This window comes from Paenibacillus crassostreae (assembly GCF_001857945.1).
GTDB classification, from domain to species: domain Bacteria; phylum Bacillota; class Bacilli; order Paenibacillales; family Paenibacillaceae; genus Paenibacillus_AQ; species Paenibacillus_AQ crassostreae.
Window position 1 is genome coordinate 2,752,056 of record NZ_CP017770.1, and the last position, 21,734, is coordinate 2,773,789.

Here is a 21,734-nt window from a genome sequence, read left to right on the forward strand (position 1 = left end):
AGCGCTTGAAATAGCAGTGATCGTCCAATGTTTATGAATTATGTTTAGACTATAATGGAATCATGATATCTAAAGGAGGAATTAATGATGAGAAAAGCTTTTATAAGCCCAACGAAATATGTTCAAGGTGAAGATGAATTATTGAATTTGGGGTACTTTGTAAAAACATTCGGGGACTCTGCTCTTCTCATTGCTCATCCAGATGATGTAAAGCGAGTGAAAGAAAAACTAGAATCTACTATAAATAAGTTTCAAATCACGTTGGTTGAAGGTGGTTTCCACGGGGAATGTTCTCGCGAAGAGGTGCAGAGATTGCAAGAGCTAGCCAAGGAGAAATCCTGTTCATGTACGATTGGATTAGGTGGAGGAAAAGCGATTGATACGGCTAAATGTGTAGCAGAAGGGGAAGCATTAATCATAGTACCGACGATTGCTGCGACCGATGCACCAACAAGTCATTCGGCCGTTATGTATACACCAGAAGGTGAATTTGACGAATATGCCTATTTCAATCAAAGCCCAAGTGTTGTCATGATTGATACAACGGTGATAGCCAACGCTCCTACTAGATTTCTAGTGTCCGGAATGGGAGATGCGCTCTCAACCTATTTTGAAGCAAGAGCTACCTCAAGATCTTACTCTAACGTCAATGCAGGGTTGCCTTGTGGTGTACGTGAGGGCGTATGTGGTGCGGCTAAAGGGACGAACACAGCATTAGTACTTGCTAAGTTCTGCTATGATACGTTGTTGAAAGATGGAATTCAGGCTAAGGTAGCTAGTGATTGCAATTTAGTGACACCAGCACTTGAGAACATTATTGAAGCGAATATTCTTTTATCAGGATTAGGGTTCGAAAGTGGTGGATTAGCAGCAGCTCACGCTATTCATAATGGTTTAACTTCCCTAGAGGGAACACATCATTATTATCATGGGGAAAAAGTAGCTTTTAGCACCATTGCTCAACTTGTGCTTGAGAATGCAGAGCAGGAAGAATTGAATGAAGTATTAGCGTTCTGTGTATCCGTTGGTCTTCCTGTATGTCTGGCCGATATTGGCGTGGATAGTATTTCTTATGAAGAAGCGCTGACCGTAGCTCAGAAGGCTTGTATTCCAGAAGAATCTATTCATTCGATGCCATTCCCGATTACAGAGGAAGCGGTGGCAGCAGCGATCATGGTAGCCGATCAACTGGGTCGAAAATTCAAACAGAGTAAGGACTGAATCCCATGAAGAAAATAATCAATAAGCCCGAAACGCTAGTTAGAGAGATGTGTAACGGTATCGTTCTTGCTCATCCTAATTTAGAGTTTAATAGTAAATATAAGATCATTATGAAAAAAGATATAAATCAAAGTAAAGTAACACTCATTAGTGGTGGGGGAAGTGGACATGAGCCCGCACATGCTGGATTTATTGGAAAGGGAATGTTAGATGTCGCAGTATGTGGCGATGTATTTGCTTCTCCTTCACAAATCCAAGTGTACCAAGCAATTAGATCCTCAGCTAGCAATAAAGGAACGCTATTAATTATTAAAAATTATAGCGGTGATATTATGAACTTCAAGAATGCAGCTCACCTTGCTGGAGAAGACGGTCTTGAAGTAGATTTTGTAAAAGTAGATGATGATATAGCTGTCGAAGATAGTCTCTATACCGTAGGTAATAGAGGCGTTGCAGGAACGATCTTCGTGCATAAAATAGCTGGTGCTGCAGCTGAGTTAGGAATGTCCTTGAGTGAAGTGAAGGAAGTTGCTCAAAAGGCTATAGACAGTACCAAAAGTATCGGTTTCGCCTTCACTTCCTGTACGGTTCCTGCTAAGGGGACGCCAACCTTTGAGTTAGCAGACGATGAAATGGAGTATGGCGTTGGGATCCATGGTGAGCCAGGAATTCGTAGAGAACCCGTAGTTTCAGCTGATGAACTGGCGGATAGAATGGTGAGTGCGTTGTTAAATAATTTACAGATAGATAGTAACGGTGCACAAGAAATTGCCGTATTGATTAATGGGTTCGGAGCAACGCCGTTACAAGAATTGTATCTTCTGAATAACTCAGTCATTCGTGAACTTACTTCTCGACATATCAAGGTATATAAAGTGTTGGTTGGAAATTATATGACCAGTATAGACATGGCAGGAGCATCGCTCTCGATTATGAAATTGGACGATCAGTTAAAATCATTATTATCGGAAGATTGTGAGACGCCTGCGCTAGTGATTCACGGACCATTCGACCCAGTGAGCTATACGGAGGTTGTTATTGAGGAAGATGAACATACATCTGTATCATTCAAATGTGAGACTGACGCTGTATATGCAAAAGTTGATAATAACAAATTCACACTGAACAATATCATCTTCCTCGTGGATAAAATGAGTGAAATCATCATCGAGAATGAGGTTCCATTCTGTGAGTTAGACGCGCATGCTGGAGATGGTGACTTCGGGATGAGTATTGCAAAGGGCTTCAAGCAATTGAAGACCGAATGGCAGGACATTGTAAGTAATCATGCAACGGATATTGGAAGTTTCCTAGATGCTAGTTCGCTCATTATAATGGAACATTGCGGAGGTGCTTCTGGCCCGATCTGGGGATCAGCATTCCGCGCAGCGAGTAAACAGGTTGGAAATCAAACAGAATTGTCTATTGATGAGTTTGCCAAAATGATGAGTGCTGTTGTGAAAGGGATTCAAGATACCGGAGAGAGATCTTTTGGCAGAGGGGCTGTCGTTGGGGACAAGACACTAATTGATGCTCTTGCTCCATATGCTGAATCTTGGGAGAATAGTGCAAGTCACGGTGATGATTTGAAGGTAGCATCTACGAAGGCAGCAGAGGCTGCTGTAGCAGGAGCGAAACAGACCGAAGCAATTGTTGCGCGGATGGGAAGGGCTGGGACTGTAGGTGAGCGAAGTATTGGATACCCAGACGCAGGAGCCTATGCACTCGGGGTTATCTTTACTGAACTATCTCAAGCTATAAAATAAGTCAAAGGCACCCTCTCGGGTGCCTTTGATTTATTTACAGGAAAGTATAAGGTTCACTTAGACCTCTATGTCTTATATTTCGGTAGAGGCGGTTACTCTAAGTCCATAGGAAAAACCTACACTTAATCTAGAAGATAAAGGTGAGTGTAGACAATAGTTGTATAAGGTACAGCTAAAAAAGGGCTATCTCTGAAAAATGCCAAATATCCAGATATTAGATGTACTCTGTGCAATTAAATTGGGTAATAGAGAATATTGGACGAATTTAGATGTACTTTTTACAATTGCTGCTGACGATGTTTCAGAGCCGATCCTTAAAACTAACGCAACTTTTGTAGCGTAAAATACGTTTGTTAGGCAACAGGAGAGGAGTGAAATAATGTACAGAATTAAAAATATAGGATGGGTTGTTATTGGTACGCTTATGTTAATGCTTACTGCATGTGATGAAACACCAGATTCCGCAAATAACTCACAAGTGCAAGAGCAACCACAAGAACAAGCAGAACAACCTACGGACCTGTCAGAACCAACCGAAGAGTTGTCAGAACAACCACAAGACGAGCAAGCGCTAGTCGACCCACAGGAGGGACTTCCACCAACGGCGTTAGAAGCGGCAACAACAGTCATCAAGGCTCTAGAGGCTAACGATATGAGCGCGCTAGCTGATTGGGTACATCCAGAGAAAGGGTTACGATTCTCACCTTATGCGTTCGTTGATGTGAAGACAGATATTCTACTTACTAGAGATGAAATTAAGCATGCTATGGAGGATTCTCAAAAGTATGTATGGCGGTCGTTCCCTGGCAATGGTGATTTAATTGAGATGACATTCGCAGAATACTATAAACGATTTATCTATGATGCAGATTTCATCAAGGATGGCGAGATTGCTATGAACGAAGGGTTAGGAGAAAGCACGACAATTAATAATTTGAAAGACGTTTATCCTAAGGATAGTCATGATTTCGTTGAATATTATATTGACGGGATTGATCCCTCTGTTGAAGGAATGGACTGGCGCAGTCTGCGTCTTGTCTTCGAGAAAATTGGCGATGATCATGCTCTAGTTGGAATTATTCACGATCAATGGACGCCATAAGTCTTTATCCCACAATACTAACAATTTGGTTGCGCCCACTCTCTTTAGCTTGATATAGAGCGTTATCCACCGATTCAAATAGATCACTTAATTTTATATTAGACTTACTGGATTCTATAGGTGTCGAATTATTAATGGATAGCAGCCCCATGCTTATCGTAACTGATACATCGTGAGCAATATCGTCCACGACTACTTTATTGTTCGCGATGGTTGTTTTAAGGCGTTCAGCTATTATATTTGCCCGTATTTGATCCGTATTGGGTAAATAAACGATGAATTCCTCTCCACCATAGCGAGCCAGAATATCGGTGTGACGTAATGTCTTTTTAATCACTTCTACTGTGTCGCATATCACAATATCACCGACTAAATGACCATAGTTATCATTGACTTGTTTGAAGAAGTCAATATCAATAAGGAGTATAGTGAAAGGCACTTGATGTTTCATATTCTCCTTCACTTCTTGTTCTAACTGTTCCGTCAAATAATGACGATTATAGCAACCTGTTAAACTGTCGGTTATAGCCATATGGTTGAGTTTCTGGTTGGTGTGGAACAATTCTTCTTGTATTGTTGTCAATGCTAGATTACGCTCTTGTAGAATTTCATTCTGAAGGTGAGTATCATGGATGAGCTGAAGAATCTCGGTCATATTTTGAAATGTAATAATTCGTCCAACTTTGGAATTATTTACAATGATAGGTGAAACATGAATATGTACGTATCGATTTTCGCTTGGATAGAATAACCCAATTTCTGCTCTTTCTAGTGGTAGATTTCGGTACGTATGTAAGAATGACTCAATTGTGCTTGCTGACTGTTCTGGTGGTAGTAGAGCCTCTATATCGGAACGATCACCAATATGAAAATGAATATAAGGAAGTAACGACTGATTGATTTCAACAACGATCTCATCATCATCGAGAACCAAAATCCCTTGTTCGATAGTATCAATAATATCCTGATGAGCTATAGTCACAATATCCAATACTTTATCACGATGAATGGCAATCACAAAAAAGACAGCGGAGAGCAGAATACCCAGTGATGTGAAACCTGGAATAACAGGTAAGTCTGAAGCCAATACAACATTGAACAGTATGTCCAATAACACCATTGCAGTCAGTATCACAACTCCTTTAAGTACATGCATAACTTGTTTTTTTATACGAGGGGTGTTATTGAATTTTAGTGCTGAATATATGAGATAAACAGAAATACTAATATAGCAAACCAAGACAATAAGAATAACCCAGAATAGTGGTCCGTAGGTTCTTTGAATATATCCATCGTACATGGGAAGGACAAATATCCCAGCAGGGTTAATGATTACACTTATGGCAATGATGAGTATGGGCATATAAAGAAGAATGATTACACTTTTCCGCAGGTATCGCGAATGATCTGTAAGGAAAAAGGTAAAGAGTAACCAGCCTGTAGTTAATAGAGCCAAGTCAATAAATGATAGTTTTACATATAATAATTGCACCGACGGGCTATCCGTTATCTTAATAGCAAACTGATAGAAAGGCCATAACATCATGGTGAAGTGGAATGCTAGATAGATTTTATGTAATTGAGTCATAGTAACAGTAGCAAACACATATATGAATAGTGCTAATAAAAGAATGAATATGATCAAGTCAGTCCATACTACAACCGCCAATTTATTATGTCCTCCCAACTGAAGAGATTGCATCAAGCTATGAACCTAGGTCTAAGAGCCTAGGTTATATTAGTACTATATAATCAGATGTGGAAAAATACAACATAAATAAACAAAACTAAATAGTTATGAGCTACGAAGATAGTAGGGCGTAGGATCAATTGGGGTTTAAGAACTGTATCACGTTTTGTGCTGATAATGGTTTGCTATACAAATAACCTTGAATTTTATCACAGCCTTGTTCTTGTAAGTACTCCAGCTGCATTGTCTGCTCTACACCCTCTGCAATGACACACATATTCATTCTTTTACCGATGATAATAATTTGCTCTATTAAAGCGTCTTGATGTGTTCCCGTCCGAATGGAATCAATAAAGGACTTGTCTATTTTTAAAGTAGATATTGGTAAATTTGTCAGATAACTCAAAGATGAATAACCTGTCCCAAAATCATCAAGTGCAATTTTAATATTGTGTTTCTTTAGTTCATTTAATTTGCTAGTTACAAGATCATAAGATTCAACTAGCACGCTCTCTGTAATCTCTAGCTCCAGATAGGCAGGATCAAGACCACAGGTTTGTATAGTGTCTAGAACAATTTCATTGAAATCAGCTTGCAGTAATTGGATCATCGAAATGTTGATAGACATCGTTAAGTGATGTAATCCAGAATCATGAAGTTTCTTTAGGAAGGTACAGGCCGTGGTTAATACCCAGGTTCCCAAAGGAATAATCAGATGCGAATCTTCGGCTGCTTTGATGAACTTATGAGGGGAGACTTCTCCCAACTCCGGATTGTTCCAACGTAGAAGTGCTTCTAAGCCCGTAATCGTATTCCGTGTCAAATCCATCTGTGGTTGATAATAGAGTTCAAATTCATTGTTCTCCATAGCCATAAATAACTGTTTCTCAAGGTGCATCCTTTCAATGAAAGAATCATTCATGGGGTAATCAAAGACGAGAATGCGGTCCTTACCTGCTTCTTTCGCTTTATGCATAGCAATATCCGCACGTTTTACTAATTCCATAATATTGTTTCCATGTTCTGGGTAGATACTGATACCGATACTAATACTGATATGTAATTGGCTGTTGTCCATCTCGATGGTTTTCTTAAATCCATGCAGAATCTCATGGGCAACTACTTGTACGTCATCTGGATTCTTGATCGAATGTAAAAGAATGATGAATTCATCACCACCAAATCGGTAAACTTCACCCCTTTGTTCTACAATAGAGATAAGTCTCTGACTTGTCTTCACAATCAGGCGATCACCAAATTCATGGCCCATCGTATCATTAATGTATTTAAAATTATCAATATCAATAAACATCAAAGCCACATTAGTATTGGAGAATTCAAGGATCTTATTAGCTCCATTTTCATACAAATCTATTTGGTTAGGTAAACCAGTTAATAAATCGTGATAGGCTAATTGATGCATCTTCTCTTCACTTTTAGTAAGCTTGTGTTGCTGTTCAATCAGTTGATCGTATTGTTGTCTGAGTTCGTCCTCAGTAGCTATGATTTCTTCATATGTAGCTTCGAGATTTTGATAAGCAGACACTCTATCTTTGTATGCGATTCGTAGCTTCTTCTCCATCTTTTGAATACGATTAAGCGTCCCTAGAATTAATCCAAAGATAAGTAATGCTGTCATAAGAATGAATAGCCAATCTTTGAACATATTAATCAATCTGATTAATTCAGAGTCTTGCGTGAAATAAGAAACGATTTTATCGGTTAATAGAATCCATAAGAATCCTATAATGAAATATACACCGGCAATTTTAGAGGACGCCCATACAGGGCTGAATGTTCGTTTATTAATTGGTTCTAATTGGCTGCCCGTATTAGGATTGCTCGCTTTATTCTTTCTTCGTATCACAGGACCACTCCATTTCAAACCTAGTCACTAAATAATATCTAAAAGGTTTTCTACAAAATTATCTAAAATCCTCTATTTATGAGTACTATTCAACAGAATATATGAATTTTTATATTTATCCTTAATAAAATACCTTGTGATGAAGGAGGTCGAGCGCATGCTCGATTTCTTGCAACTCTTCCATTGAAACATTTTGCATTCGTTCAATTAAGCACGATTCGATACGTTGGAAAGCCTCGTTCTTCATCATCTCATTTGTAAATTAAAATGAAAGTGAATATGTGCTACCTTTTGGTTATTAAATGATAAATAGAGGGGATCTCCTTATGAAATATTTAATTGATTCAGCCCTATAATCCGACGATAATAGACATAAGACAAAGGATAAAAGGATTGAGTCAATGAAATACAATTTATATTCAAAAAAGAAAATTTTTTATATTATAATCATTTCTTGTTTTGTGCTAAGTGTCCTTATGAGTGTCAAACTGTTGATTTCATATTATTATATAGGTAAATCGGCGGAAGTCGCACTTGCAAAGCAATATATAGAAATAGCCAGAGATATTGCCGAGAGGCTGGATAAAGACGTATATCAAGAGTTTCTATTAACTAAACAGGATGATGAGAATCGTAAACAAATTAAACAATATTTAGAACAATATTATAATCATATAAATGCACTGTATATATATGTTTTGATGCTTGATGATACAGATATATCTAAAGTAATGGTATCTGCAGTTCCCTCAGGTGTGAAAGACTTGGCAATATCCTCCCCTTGTTCAGTTCCTGCTACTCAAGTAAGTGAAGCAAAGAAGGGCCAGAGCTACTTTACTAATATTATAAAAGATGGGAGCTATGGTTCATACTTATCTGTTGGAGCACCATTTTACAGTGAAGATGGAAAGATACTTGGAGTTATTGCCATTGATATTGATGCTAATGAATTAATGCTAGTGCGGAACCAAGTCCTTAAAAGTAATATTTTTATATTAGTAATTGATGTTTTATTCGCGATTGTATTGTTATTTGTTACATTTAGCTTATACCGTTGGTATAAATTTCAGATGAAGCAGGATTTGAAAGAATCGGAGAAAATGTATATATCTGAACTTAGAAGAGTAACGGATACGATTAAATCAAACAGACATGATATGATTAACCATCTTCAAGTTCTCATCGGATTAATGGATATGCAGCTGTATGATAAAGCGAATGACTATTTAAAACAATTGACGAATGAATCCAGAATTGTGGATATGTCCTTACGTATTAAAAACCCGATTCTGATGGTCTTATTTCAAAGTAAATGGGAACTTGCTCTATCTAAAAATATTCAAATGTACTTTGAGACGGATCAGAACGAATATAGCAGAGTGGAGTCAATGGACTTAGCCAGAATTTTTGCGAATCTCTTGGATAATGCAATTGAAGCGACAGAGACGTATATGGGTGTATTGCCTAAAGAGATTCATGTTGTTTGTAAAACAGTTGGTGAGAAATATTTGTTCGCAGTGGAGAATACGGCTCAACTTGCATCTAAAGAACAAAAGACACTACTGCAAAATAGTTATACTACAAAAGAGAATACACGCCCAGGTAGAGGCAACGGTTTAGGGATTATTAAAAGAACGGTTGAGATATACAAAGGGGATATATATTGTCAGCATAAAAATGATAAATTTTATATTGAGATAAAAATGTAGAGCGGATTATTGATAACCCAATACCACGTCGGTGTTGGGTTTGTTTCAAATATAAGAAAATATAAGTTTCACTTGATACTTTTATCCTTATATTTCCGCTGAAACGGATGCCGTCTTTGAAAAAGGACGGCATTGCCGTTTCTACTTGAAATGGTTTAATAGTATGTTATGTTGACAGCTTCTAATAATCATGATATATTTATCTTAAATTAAAGACTCTCGAATAAATGACAATTTTTAAGATGATATGGAGGATTACAATATGAACGGATTAAAAGGAATACATCATGTTACAGCGATTACAAGTAGTGCAGAGAAAAACTACGAGTTTTTCACAAATGTTCTAGGCATGCGTTTAGTTAAGAAAACAGTGAATCAAGATGATATACAGTCTTATCACCTGTTCTTTGCGGATGATAAGGGGAGTGCAGGGACAGACATGACATTCTTCGACTTTCCAGGGATTCGCAAGGGAACGCATGGTACGGATGAGATTTACAAAACCTCACTTCGTGTACCAAGTGATGCGGCATTGGATTACTGGGTGAAACGTTTTGATCGCCTGGATGTACAACATCACGGCATTCAAGAGTTGTTCGGTAAAAAGGTACTAGGCTTCGTCGATTTTGATGATCAACAATATCAATTGATTTCAGATGAACGGAATGAAGGAGTACCTTCAGGAACACCTTGGCAGAATGGACCAGTTCCATTGGAATTTGCAATTACTGGACTAGGACCAATCTTTGTCCGTATTTCAAACTTTGATTACTTCAAAGAAATGATGGAAAAAGTTCTAATGTTTAAAGAAATTGCTAAGGAAGGATCCAAACATCTATTTGAGGTAGGAGAGGGAGGAAATGGTGCGCAAGTCGTAGTTGATTATAATACGATTCTGCCTAGAGCACAGCAAGGATACGGGACCGTTCATCATACAGCTTTTCGTGTTGAGGATCGTAAGGTATTAGACGAATGGACTGAGCGTCTAGATCAATTCAACTTCTCAACTTCGGGTTATGTCGATCGTCATTTCTTTGAATCATTATACTGCCGGGTTGCTCCACAGATTCTATTCGAATTTGCAACAGATGGTCCAGGGTTTATGGGCGACGAGCCTTATGAAACATTGGGTGAGAAGCTATCCTTACCCCCATTCTTAGAACCTCAACGCGAGCAAATTGAGAGATTAGTTCGCCCAATAAATACGGTGCGGAGTACGCAACAGTATATTAAAGAGTAAATTTATGTGTAGATGAAGGAGCATTCCTAAGTGGGATGCTCTTTTGTCGTTTACTATTTTATTTACATTCGCCATAATTTGGATTACTATTGAAATTAATATATCTATGTATAAATTACATATATATTAACTAATTGTTGTTTGAAATTGAGCTTGAACCAACTTTACGGAAGGAGAGAATGCCTCATTCATTAAAGTGTAAGCGCTTAATTAAGTGAGATATCGTGGTTGGTAGTACACAAAATAAAAAATAGAGGTGTAATATGCTGAGAAAAAGAATAAATAAATTGGCAGTAGGTATACTGTCATTGGTCATAACGACTGCATTAATAACTCCAAGTGTAGGTTTGGCAGATAAGAAACCCTCCTCTGTGGACAATCAAGGCAATAACGAGTTAACGCTCAAAGCAGAAAAAGATAGAGTATCTGTTCACGATCCTTCTATTGTAAAACTAAAGGGTGAATACTATATATTTGGTTCACATATTGAAGCCGCGAAATCAACAGACTTAAAGAATTGGACTAAATTTACGAATGATTACACTACACCCGACAACGTACTATATGGGGATTTATCAAGTAATCTAGCAGGCTCTTTTGCTTGGGCAGGTGAGAATGATTCAGATAGTAAAGGCGGTTTCTCTATATGGGCACCTGATGTGATCTGGAATAAAGATTATATCAATGTAGATGGTAGTAAAGGCGCTTATCTGATTTATTATAGTGCTAGTTCTACTTATATACGTTCCGCGATCGGATATGCAGCATCGAAGAATATAGAAGGTCCATACACTTATGTGGATACAATTGTATATTCCGGATTTACTAGAGAGGATGCTTATGATCCTAATAGTGTAATTAATAAGAAGTATACGAATACCAATATTCAAGAGCTATTGGATAATGGTAAGATCACAGAACCGAATGAACATTGGTTCAATGATGACGGGAGTTACAATAACAGCTTATTTACAAATGCGATAGATGCGAACCTATTTTATGATGAGAATGGCAAACTGTGGATGACTTACGGTTCTTGGTCCGGTGGGATTTTTATTCTAGAAATCGATAAACTCACAGGTAAGGCTATCTATCCTGGAGAGGATGGAACGACGACCGATGGTCGACTTATCGATAGATATTTTGGGACGAAAATTTCTGGAGGATTTACGAAGTCAGGTGAAGGTCCTTATGTCGTATATGATAAAAAGACAGGCTACTATTATTTATATGTAACTAATGCGGGATTGGGAGCTACCGGCGGGTATAATATGAGACAGTATAGATCGACAGAACCAGAGGGTCCTTATGTAGATGCATCAGGAAAAAACGCAGTTTTACCAGACGCCAACACAGCGAATGTTGATTATGGTATTAAACTGATGGGTAATTACAAATTCGGAAATACAACGGTTGGATATCGTTCACCGGGACATAATTCTTCTTTCATCGATTCTAATGGTCAGATGTATCTTGTATATCACACCCGATTCAACGGGGGGACTGAATATCATGAGGTTAGAGTACATCAAATGTTCCAGAATGAAGATAAATGGCCTGTAGTAGTACCTTATGAATATAATGGTGACAAGATTTCTGCAAAGGGATATTCTACGAATGACATTGTGGGTACCTACGAATTCATTAACCATGGTAATTCTAATAATGGATCTGCGATGTTGCCAACCTTAAAGGTACATTTAAATAAAGATTTCAGTGTGAGTGGTGACGTAACAGGTACGTGGAGTATGAAGAAACATACTTATTATATGAATATCGTTATCGATGGCATCACTTATAAAGGGGTGTTCTTCAAACAAAGCGATGAATCCGTCTATGATCTAAAGGTCATGACCTTTAGTGCTATTGGCAGTAACAATCAAAGTATTTGGGGAAGTAAAATCATTGAGAATAATAACCAAGCGGTTCAGTTAGATGCTTATTATTTAGATGCAAATACTGAAATTCCGGAGAGCGTGAAATCAAATATCACATTACCAACCTCAGGTACTAATAATACAAACATATCATGGTCATCCAGCAGAGAAGATGTGCTTAGTAGAACAGGCGAGGTAAAGCGTCTTGGTGAAGATGTAGAAGTTACGTTAACAGCCCGAATCACGAAAGGTAAAGAGGCAATAAGTAAATCATATAAGATTATTGTGTTGGGGATATCTGAGTTTAATGTTACACCGATTTATCAATATGATTTCACAACTACTGTTAATTCAATCGAAATACCCAATAACGGTAGTAAATCGGGAAATGCTACATTAATGGGTTCTGCATCTATTGCGGTAGATGAACAGAGAGGTAATATACTACAAGTAACAAATACGGCTGCTGCTAAGAAGGTGAATTATTTGGCGTTACCAACAGATACCTTCGATAGAATAACATCAGAGGGATATACCGTCTCCATGTGGGTCAATGTAGATAAACAAAATGCAGCTTACTGGGAACATAGTGCATTATTTGAAGCCAATGGCGGAGGACAAGATCTATATCCTGTCACAAGACTTGGTGCCAACTTAATCGCCAGAATTAATTCCAATGGAGCATGGGCTGATGCAGATGCGATTACAAAAGGGTTAACTAGTAATACATGGCATCATGTAACGTATACAATCGATGCAACGGGGATTGTAGTCTATTTAGATGGGCTGATTGTTGGAAAAGTTGACAAGGATGTAGCTGTATCTTTTGAATCTAATTTCCTTGCTAAATTGATTGATGTTCGAGTAGGAAGCGGGAATATATGGGGAGACCAAGATATAGCATCTGCCAAATTTGATAATGTAGCGATATTTAATACAGCATTATCAGAAGCAGAAGTAGATGGACTGTACTATAAGGAGAATTTTTAAGATCACAAACGAAAGATTTGTCATACCGATGAACACATGCTATCTTAAGGAATAGATAGGTACATCATTACAAATCTTTTCGGAGGTGGATTATGAAAGCGCTGTTTATTGGAGGCACAGGAACGATTAGTTCTGCCATTACTAAGCAATTGATAGACTCAGGTTGCGAGCTATATTTATTAAATCGTGGCACTAGAAATGAGGAATTGCCCGCTGGCATAAAGTTCATAACAGCGGATATTCATGATGAGGAGCATGTTGCTAAGCTAATTGAGAACATGGAATTTGATGTCGTAGCTGACTTCATAGCGTTTGAGCAGGCTCAATTGGAAAGAGATGTACGATTATTCAAAGGTAAAACAAAGCAATTCATATTCATTAGTTCGGCTTCTGCATACCAGACACCACTATCTGATTATAGAATTACAGAGGGAACGCCGTTATCCAATCCTTATTGGGAATATTCTAGAAATAAGATTGCCTGTGAAGAGTATTTAATGAAAGAATATCGCGAGAATGGCTTCCCAATAACGATTATAAGACCAAGCCACACCTATGATGAACGTTCCATTCCAATGGGTGTTCATGGAAGTAAAGGTAGTTGGCAAGTGGCGAAGCGGATGCTTGAGGGTAAACCCGTCATTATTCATGGAGATGGGACCTCTTTATGGACGATGACGCATAATACTGATTTTGCAAAAGGTTTTATCGGCCTAATGGGCAATATTCATGCGATAGGAGAATCCGTTCATATCACCTCAGATGAGACGGTTACTTGGAATCAAATATACGAGATCATTGCCGATGCCTTAGGTGTGAAACTCAATGCTGTTCATGTGTCATCCGAATTTCTTGCTGCATGTAGTAAAGAAGATTATAGAGGCGGATTACTTGGAGATAAGGCTAACTCAGTTGTATTCGATAATTCTAAATTAAAGAGACTTGTTCCGGAATTCGTTGCGACTACCCGGTTAGATCAAGGAATTAAGCAGACAGTGGAATACATTCTAGCGCATTCTGAATATCAAATGGAAGATCAGGAGTTTGATGTTTGGTGTGATAAAGTTGTTGGCGCACTGAACACTGCTTTGATCACCATAATGGAATAGAAAGATAATAAGAAGAAGCCTTAGTCCTAAACTATATAGGACTAAGGCTTTTTTAAAAATATAAGAAAGTATAAGTTTTACGCTATACTTTATATCTTATATTTCTCGCTTAAACACTTACCGTCCTTATAAGGACGCCGAAGGCGTTTATGCTTGATTTATTAAATAACCTAAGATATCAGGCTTAATTGACTATTCATGTGAAGGGAGATTCACTTCATTCTCATCATCAAATGTTAAATCCTCAACTGGTAATGACTCATTCTCACCATGTGTTGGCTTCCGTAGATTGAAGAATACTTTAATACAGAAGAACACGAATGCGATAACACCAATTAAGAAGATGGTATCTGGGACGGATCGGAATAATAAGAAATTCTGAACGGTCTCATTACCGAAATATGTTAGTGGATCACGTGATACCCAATAACCATCATCATATGCCATTTTAAATTGGATGAATCCTATAGGTAACAAGGTAACGAACACCATGCCTGCTAATCCTATATTTAATGTCCAGCAGATAAACTTCAGAAGCTTATCATTCCAAGCCTTTGGATTAACGACATTTCTTAAGGCGTATAGAACTAGAGCAATCGCGAACATTCCATATACACCCATCATGGCAGCATGCGCGTGTGCAGGTGTTAATTGCTGACCATGCTCGAAATAGTTGACCGCAGGCAGGTTGATTAAGAATCCTAATACACCGGCACCAACTAGATTCCAAAGCGCAGTAGAAATGAGGAACCAGAAGGTTGATTTGTATGGGAAGTCTACACCACCATCACGCAACATTTTATATTGTTGATACGCATCAAGAATCAATAAAGTTAGCGGTATAATTTCTAGGGCTGAGAAGACAGCACCGATAGCAATCCAGACTTCTGCAGAACCATTATAGTAATAATGATGTCCAATTCCGAGTACACCCGCACCTAAGATAAGGATGATTTGGAAGTACAACGCTTTAATCGTTGAAGACTTCGTTACCAGTTTCATTTGTACTAATAAGAAACCGATCAAGACAACCGCGAATACTTCGAAAATACCTTCAACCCATAGATGGACAATCCACCAACGCCAGTAATCCGACATCGTGTAGCTAGTACCGGGTTGAATTAAGAAAGCGGCGAAGTAGAATAACGGAACACCAATTGCAGCATAGAACACAAGGTGAATAAGTCCACCCCGATCGGGTTCACGTTTCAACGAACTCTTAATCCCTCTAAAGATAATAAATAACCAAAGTAGCATACCAGCGGCAAGTAAATACTGCCAGAAGCGTCCTAACTCTAAGTATTCCCATCCTTGGTGACCAAGTAGGAACCAGAGATTTCCTAAATATCCGTTGATACCTAACCATTCACCGATAAGACTTCCGAACACAATGACTACTAATGCCCAGAATAGAATATCTACTAAAAGTCCTTGGCGTTTAGGCTCACGTCCACCAGCAATTGGAGTTATATAGATACCTACACCTAACCAAGCGGTCGCGATCCAGAAGATTGCCAATTGGAGATGGGCACCCTTTGCGAAGCTAAATGGTAATAAATCAACAATCCATTCCATTCCGAAGAAACCAGTGGGTTCAGTATAATAATGAGCTAAAAATGCTCCAAACATAACTTGAACAAAGAATAGTATCGCTACGACTACGAAAAACTTCACTGATTTTACTTGTGATATTGTGACAGGTATAGCATTTAAATTTATTCTCGGGAAATTATCAGCGGTATAAGACTCTTTCATCTCCAAATGATACCGACGAAATAAAAAGAATACTAATGCCATAACTAAAGATAACACCGTAATACTTACACCACTCCAAAGAACAGAGGAGTAAGTCATCACGTTTCCAGCATCTTCATAGTAAGGCCAGTTATTCGTGTATGAGAATGTTTCACCTGGGCGTTCAGTACTTGATAACCAAGCTGTCCAGAAGAAGAAATCAGATATTTGAGTGATTTGATCGCCTTCAGCTACCCATTTACGGCTTGTTTCAGGCATATGATCTTCTTGGATAAGATTGGCGGGTAATGCCCAGCCATCACCTTCAGTGAATACGATTCGATAAAAGGCTCTAACTTGTTCGACACCATACACTTGAGCATCGGTTAAGACCAGGGTGTCGGTATCATCATTATAGCGATTCTCTCGCAACTCAGTGGTTACCTTGTCACGAATGACCGCTTGTTTGTCTACAGTTAGTTCAGCAAATGAGATCACACCTTCTTGCATTGCATAGAAGTTTTGCATTTCCTCAGTGTAGACTTTCAAGGCTTCAGCAGTATAGTCTGGACCCATGTACGAGCCGTTCCCTAGTACTGTTCCGTAATCCATTAAAGCATATTTTTGGAAAACAGCTTGACCTCCTTGAATGGTGTCCTTTGTCATAATAACTTCACCAGCAGTATCGGTTACAACAGGTCGCGGTGCTTCCGTCTTAAATATCCAATACCCTCCAACTAATAGAACGGTGAAGACAAGTATTAAGGTTGCGATACAGATCGATTTAATAAAACTGTAGGCTGTCTTTTTTGGCTTATTCACTTGATTCATACTAGGCTTCTTAAATTTCACTTCAAACACTCCTTTCAATACTTTATCTCAAACCGGATCATCTCTTTATTTCCTCTCCATTATATGATAATGATTATCAATGAAAATTGATCCAGATCAATTTTTCTGTAATTTCGACATAAATAAGAATTTTTTCACAAAGTATTCCAAAAAAATAACAGCTCCAGAGCATGGTAGCCTGGAGCTGTTGACTTATATGATTATAGAGCTTCTTTAATCACTTTCTTATAATGGAACACGGATAGTATGCCGAAAATCGAGTATAGAGCCGTGTATAGTACCATAACGATTACCATCGGTGTCCAGAGCTCTGTACCAAAGAAGAACCACCCTGATTGGACTGCAAAATAGCTATGGAGAAGACCAACAACTAATGGAATTCCAAAATTGAATATCTGTTTCCTTTGTATTCCTCTGATCAAGTCTCCTTGTGTGAAACCAAGTTTTCGAAGAATGGTATAACTCGCTTTCTCATCTTCACTCTCATCCATCTGTTTAAAGTAGAGAATACAGCCGGATGTAATTAGGAAGGTTAACCCTAAGAAACCTACAATGAACATGATTAGCCCCATATTCTGCTTCTGGTTGTTACTGTATTGAAGCTGAGAAGCATATGAGTTCTTATCGCTAAAGCCGATCTCATGGAAAAGCTCATTAGCTTCTTTGTTTTGAGCAGAATTCTTCAAATCAATTCCGATATATAGAGATGATGTCTCTTGAATAGCCGGATCTAAATCAAGCCTTAATCGTTGGAATACGGCATCATCTACAATAGCCACCGGTAAGCCACCACCTGTGAAATACGATGATAGGACACTTTCTTTCTTTAATCCTATATATTGTTGCGGAATGACTTCATGTTGACCCTTGAATTCAATAGGCCCAGAGTTCTTGAAAGATATAAATTGTTGTAACGCACTACTCTCCCCAGTGAAAAGGGACTCGTCTTCAGACAAGGTTACACCCGTAATAGATTGTTCACTTATGACGGGCATCCTCATTGTGTGAAGGCCGAGCATCGATTTCGCTGCATCTATATCCATGATGGACTCGAGATTAACTTCCACTTGAATGACATCTATGATCTGTTCGGTATATAGAATATTATGACTGTCTAATGCTGCCTTGAATTGCTCGGCACCTTCAATATCGGTAATAGCGAAATCTGAAGGAGAAGCCACTTTCGCTGACATCTCTGCGGAGTAGTAGGAGATATAGGTTAAGCATAATAATCCTATAGCCAGGGCAGATACAGTCGTGATAATGGTTAATATTAAGGCATTGGATTTCATGCGAAACATAATGGATGAAAGGGACAATACCTCATTAATATTTAGGTAACCATTTTTCCTTTTTCGTATGATATTAAAGATAAAACGGACAGATCCTTTGTAGAAAAGATAGGTTCCAATGATGACGGAAGCCAGAATAATGATCATTGCGGAGAATAATTCAGTTATCGTTACGAAATCTCCACCAAACAACTTCGAAGAAATATAATACCCTACAATGATCAATAGGATGCCAGCAATACCGATGCTCATTTCAAGGAAGGAAATCTTTTTCACTGTAACTTCTGTTGTTGATCTCACTCTAAATAAGGATAGAATACTCTGTCTCTTAATAAATGTGTAATTCATCAACATAATGAAGAGATAGATCACAACGAATACAATACATGTTTGGATCAGTGCTTCGAAAGAGAATTGAAGTGTTGCGATCGCTTCTACACCTATAATCTTAAATAAGATCATGATGATTAACTTGGAAACAGAGAATCCTACTAAGATCCCTATGATGATGGAACCGAAATAAAAGATTAAATTCTCAGCCGTAAGGATACGGAAAATCTTGTTTTTGGTCATCCCGATTAATTGGAATAATCCAATTTCTTTACTGCGTCTTTTAATAAAGATAGTATTTGCATACAACAGAAAAATGGAGACAATAGCCACAAGGAGAACGGATGCTGTTTTAATTGCTGCGGCTCCTTTTACAGACCCTTCTGCAGGATCCATAGATGGATCATACTGTAACGTAACAAATGCGAAATAAAGCGCTGCACTAAAGATTAAGGCAAAGACATAGAGATAGTAATTCTTCAGATTTTTCTTCAGACTGCGGAAGATGAGTTGATTAATGCTCATTCTGCACACCACCTAATACACCTTGCGTTTTCATAATGTCTTTAAAGAAGTCCTGTCTCGTTTCTTCCCCTTTATTTAATTGCGTATAGATTTGTCCGTCTTTGATAAAAATGACTCTACTGCAATAGCTAGCTGCTACAGGATCATGAGTCACCATAATGATCGTAGCATTTCTTTTCTGATTGAGTTCGCTCATTTTGTTTAATAAATCGGATGCGGATTTAGAATCAAGTGCCCCTGTAGGTTCATCTGCAAAAATTATACTTGGTTCATGAATAAATGCTCGTGCAGCGGATGTACGCTGTTTTTGACCTCCGGAAATTTCATTGGGGTATTTATCTTTGAGATCGAAAATGCCCAGTTCTGTTGCGACCTCTTTAAATTTCAGATTAGCCTCTTTCTTAGGTGTCTTGGTGATCGATAGTGGTAACAGGATATTTTCCTTCACTGTCAGTGTGTCTAATAGATTATATTCCTGAAAAATAAAGCCTAAATTATTCTTTCGAAATTCAGCCAACTGCTTTTCTTTCATTCCTGAAATTTCAGTTCCTTCAATTTTGATCGTTCCATGACTTATCTTATCAATAGAAGATAGTACATTAAGTAATGTCGTCTTCCCTGATCCTGACGCACCCATAATACTCACGAATTCTCCCTGTTCAATGCTGATATCAAGACCACTCAATACCTCTTGCTTATTGAACTTATTACCGTAGCTTTTATGTAGCTTATTTGCTTCTAAAATAATCAATTGTATACACTCCCTTTTTCACTCGATATCCTTATTATAAAAGAGTCATCCAATCTTATCCTTCGATTGATCGAACAAAACAACGAAGCATGTGACATTGTTGTCACATGCTCACAACCAATTATAAGGACTTTCGGCTATGTCTGGATACAGCGGGTTACAGGCTTTTCAATTTTTTTCCTATGGATATACCCGTATCCCAGCGAAATGTGAGGACAGCAACTAGTAAACAAAGAATGGCGAATCCGATAAGTACTGCAAGGAATATCCAGACATCTTCTGTCGGTCCAGTGGGATGAAGAGCAGCTGACATGGCCTGCACAAAATAGTGGAATGGTTGTAATCTGGCAATGTTTTGTAGCCAATCAGGTGTATTTTGCATGCTGTAAAAGGCTTCGCTCGTAAACAACATAGGGAAACTGAATAAATTAGAGATCATATTCACATTGTTCTCATCTCTAGATACATTCGCCGTAATGAATCCTATGGCTGTAAAGCATATCGTAGCTACAAGCAGAGTCAAGAGCATAAACGCTATTCCCGATAAACTCACTGTAATACCAAAAACAAATACACTTAAAAGAATAATGATGAAGCTCACAAGCATAGTAAGCACGGCCCTAGCACCTGTCATTGAGCAGATGAATGCAGTTGTCGAAAAGGGGGTTACACGAAGTAGTTTGTAAATACCTCTGTTTCGCTGTGCCATAACATTAAATGCAGTGACCATGGTTGCACCAAACAATAAGTTTGTCGTTAGTATTCCCACAACCAACCGTTCCGAATAAGCGGGACTGTCGAAATAAAGTCCTAAGCCGATTAGCAAAGCAATCGGCAACATGATCGTTAAGATCAAGGTGTGAACATCTCTAAAAATTCCAGCAAGCATTGTTTTTAGAATAATGATCATTGGGATGCCCCTTTCAAAGTGAAATATCTTAATCTTCTGTTAATTGGATGTAGAGTTCTTCTAAGCTAGTCACGTTATATTCAGTAAGCAGATCTTCAGGTGTACCCACTGCCTGAACTCGCCCAGCATTAATCATGACCACACGAGTAGCGAGCTTATGGACTTCTTCCATATCATGTGATGTAAAAATAATTGAAGTACCCGTAGCAGTAAGTGATTGTATAAGGTTGCGAACTTCTCGGCGGGCCCGTGGGTCTAACGCGGAGGTTGGTTCATCTAAGAATAGGAGTTGCGGCTTGTGCATAATTGTCATAGCGATGGATAGGCGTTTCTGTTGACCACCGGATAGACGGTCTGCATTGGTTCGGACTACCTCTCTGAGATCGCACTGATCAAGGATAGATAGGATATCATTATTTGTTAAACGAAGACCGTAGAAAGCGGCGAACATCCGCATGTTTTCTAGTGCATTGAATCCTGGGAAGAAAGGTGTGGATTGTAATTGAACACCGATCTGATGAAAAGGGTCTTCTCGCCAATAAGTAACCGATCCTGCATCGGCTTGTTTCAAGCCCAAGATCAAATCAAGGGTCGTTGACTTTCCAGCACCGTTTGGACCAATAATGGCTAATACCTCACCTCTTTCAATGAACAGATCCAGACCGTCTACAACGGCTCGGTTACCAAATTTCTTTACAAGACCGCGTGCGTGAACGACGATTTCCATCATAAGTCATCTCCTTAGCCAACATAGTATATCCAATCTTGG

At 38.4% G+C, this 21,734-nt stretch carries 14 protein-coding genes; 7 read left to right on the forward strand and 7 right to left on the reverse strand.

Annotated features, from left to right (window positions below; all coding sequences use genetic code 11):
- Nucleotides 1-87: 87 nt before the first annotated feature.
- The 3 genes from LPB68_RS12810 (at nucleotide 88) to LPB68_RS12820 (ending at nucleotide 4,089) form a co-directional block, all read left to right on the forward strand.
- Nucleotides 88-1,221, forward strand: a complete 1,134-nt coding sequence (locus tag LPB68_RS12810) for a glycerol dehydrogenase (protein WP_068660590.1) — start codon at nucleotides 88-90, stop codon at nucleotides 1,219-1,221.
- Nucleotides 1,222-1,226: 5 nt separating this feature from the next.
- Nucleotides 1,227-2,987: a dihydroxyacetone kinase subunit DhaK gene (gene dhaK / locus LPB68_RS12815; protein WP_068660588.1), complete on the forward strand. Its 1,761-nt coding sequence runs from the start codon at nucleotides 1,227-1,229 to the stop codon at nucleotides 2,985-2,987.
- Between the two features lie 379 nt (nucleotides 2,988-3,366).
- Nucleotides 3,367-4,089 carry a hypothetical protein gene (locus LPB68_RS12820; RefSeq protein ID WP_068660586.1) on the forward strand — a complete coding sequence of 241 codons (723 nt, stop codon included), beginning with the start codon at nucleotides 3,367-3,369 and terminating at the stop codon, nucleotides 4,087-4,089.
- A 4-nt stretch (nucleotides 4,090-4,093) separates the two neighbouring features.
- Here LPB68_RS12820 and LPB68_RS12825 read toward each other — a convergent pair whose 3' ends face one another.
- Nucleotides 4,094-5,758: a histidine kinase N-terminal 7TM domain-containing diguanylate cyclase gene (locus tag LPB68_RS12825; protein WP_232510289.1), complete on the reverse strand. Its 1,665-nt coding sequence runs from the start codon at nucleotides 5,756-5,758 to the stop codon at nucleotides 4,094-4,096.
- Nucleotides 5,759-5,915: 157 nt separating this feature from the next.
- Complete coding sequence (locus tag LPB68_RS12830; RefSeq protein WP_068660581.1) at nucleotides 5,916-7,646, reverse strand: putative bifunctional diguanylate cyclase/phosphodiesterase; 1,731 nt, start codon at nucleotides 7,644-7,646, stop codon at nucleotides 5,916-5,918.
- 476 nt (nucleotides 7,647-8,122) lie between these two features.
- Here LPB68_RS12830 and LPB68_RS12835 point away from each other — a divergent pair, with 476 nt between their 5' ends.
- The 4 genes from LPB68_RS12835 (at nucleotide 8,123) to LPB68_RS12850 (ending at nucleotide 14,571) form a co-directional block, all read left to right on the forward strand.
- Nucleotides 8,123-9,355, forward strand: coding sequence for a GHKL domain-containing protein (locus tag LPB68_RS12835; protein ID WP_232510288.1), 1,233 nt, complete (start codon nucleotides 8,123-8,125; stop codon nucleotides 9,353-9,355).
- A 262-nt stretch (nucleotides 9,356-9,617) separates the two neighbouring features.
- Nucleotides 9,618-10,595 (forward strand): ring-cleaving dioxygenase, encoded by a 978-nt coding sequence (locus LPB68_RS12840; RefSeq protein WP_068660577.1) that lies wholly within the window; start codon nucleotides 9,618-9,620, stop codon nucleotides 10,593-10,595.
- Nucleotides 10,596-10,858: 263 nt separating this feature from the next.
- The gene (locus tag LPB68_RS12845) at nucleotides 10,859-13,462 is read left to right on the forward strand and encodes a family 43 glycosylhydrolase (RefSeq protein ID WP_068660575.1); all 2,604 of its coding nucleotides are present in this window, start codon (nucleotides 10,859-10,861) and stop codon (nucleotides 13,460-13,462) included.
- A 92-nt stretch (nucleotides 13,463-13,554) separates the two neighbouring features.
- A complete protein-coding gene (locus tag LPB68_RS12850) occupies nucleotides 13,555-14,571 on the forward strand; it encodes an SDR family oxidoreductase (RefSeq protein ID WP_068660573.1) in 1,017 nt (338 codons plus the stop codon).
- A 192-nt stretch (nucleotides 14,572-14,763) separates the two neighbouring features.
- On the opposite strand, the gene LPB68_RS12855 is transcribed toward LPB68_RS12850, so the two are convergent.
- The 5 genes from LPB68_RS12855 to LPB68_RS12875 all read right to left on the reverse strand — a co-directional run bounded on the left by LPB68_RS12855 (nucleotide 14,764) and on the right by LPB68_RS12875 (nucleotide 21,695).
- A complete protein-coding gene (locus LPB68_RS12855) occupies nucleotides 14,764-17,136 on the reverse strand; it encodes a nitric-oxide reductase large subunit (RefSeq protein WP_068660973.1) in 2,373 nt (790 codons plus the stop codon).
- Nucleotides 17,137-17,357: 221 nt separating this feature from the next.
- Nucleotides 17,358-19,304: an FtsX-like permease family protein gene (locus tag LPB68_RS12860; RefSeq protein ID WP_068660571.1), complete on the reverse strand. Its 1,947-nt coding sequence runs from the start codon at nucleotides 19,302-19,304 to the stop codon at nucleotides 17,358-17,360.
- On the reverse strand, nucleotides 19,294-20,055 hold the full coding sequence (locus LPB68_RS12865; protein ID WP_068660569.1) for an ABC transporter ATP-binding protein: 762 nt from the start codon (nucleotides 20,053-20,055) through the stop codon (nucleotides 19,294-19,296). The genes LPB68_RS12860 and LPB68_RS12865 overlap by 11 nt, the downstream gene beginning before the upstream one ends.
- 157 nt (nucleotides 20,056-20,212) lie before the next feature.
- Nucleotides 20,213-20,965 (reverse strand): ABC transporter permease, encoded by a 753-nt coding sequence (locus tag LPB68_RS12870; protein WP_068660567.1) that lies wholly within the window; start codon nucleotides 20,963-20,965, stop codon nucleotides 20,213-20,215.
- A 28-nt stretch (nucleotides 20,966-20,993) separates the two neighbouring features.
- Nucleotides 20,994-21,695, reverse strand: coding sequence for an ABC transporter ATP-binding protein (locus LPB68_RS12875; protein WP_198402178.1), 702 nt, complete (start codon nucleotides 21,693-21,695; stop codon nucleotides 20,994-20,996).
- Nucleotides 21,696-21,734 lie beyond the last annotated feature (39 nt).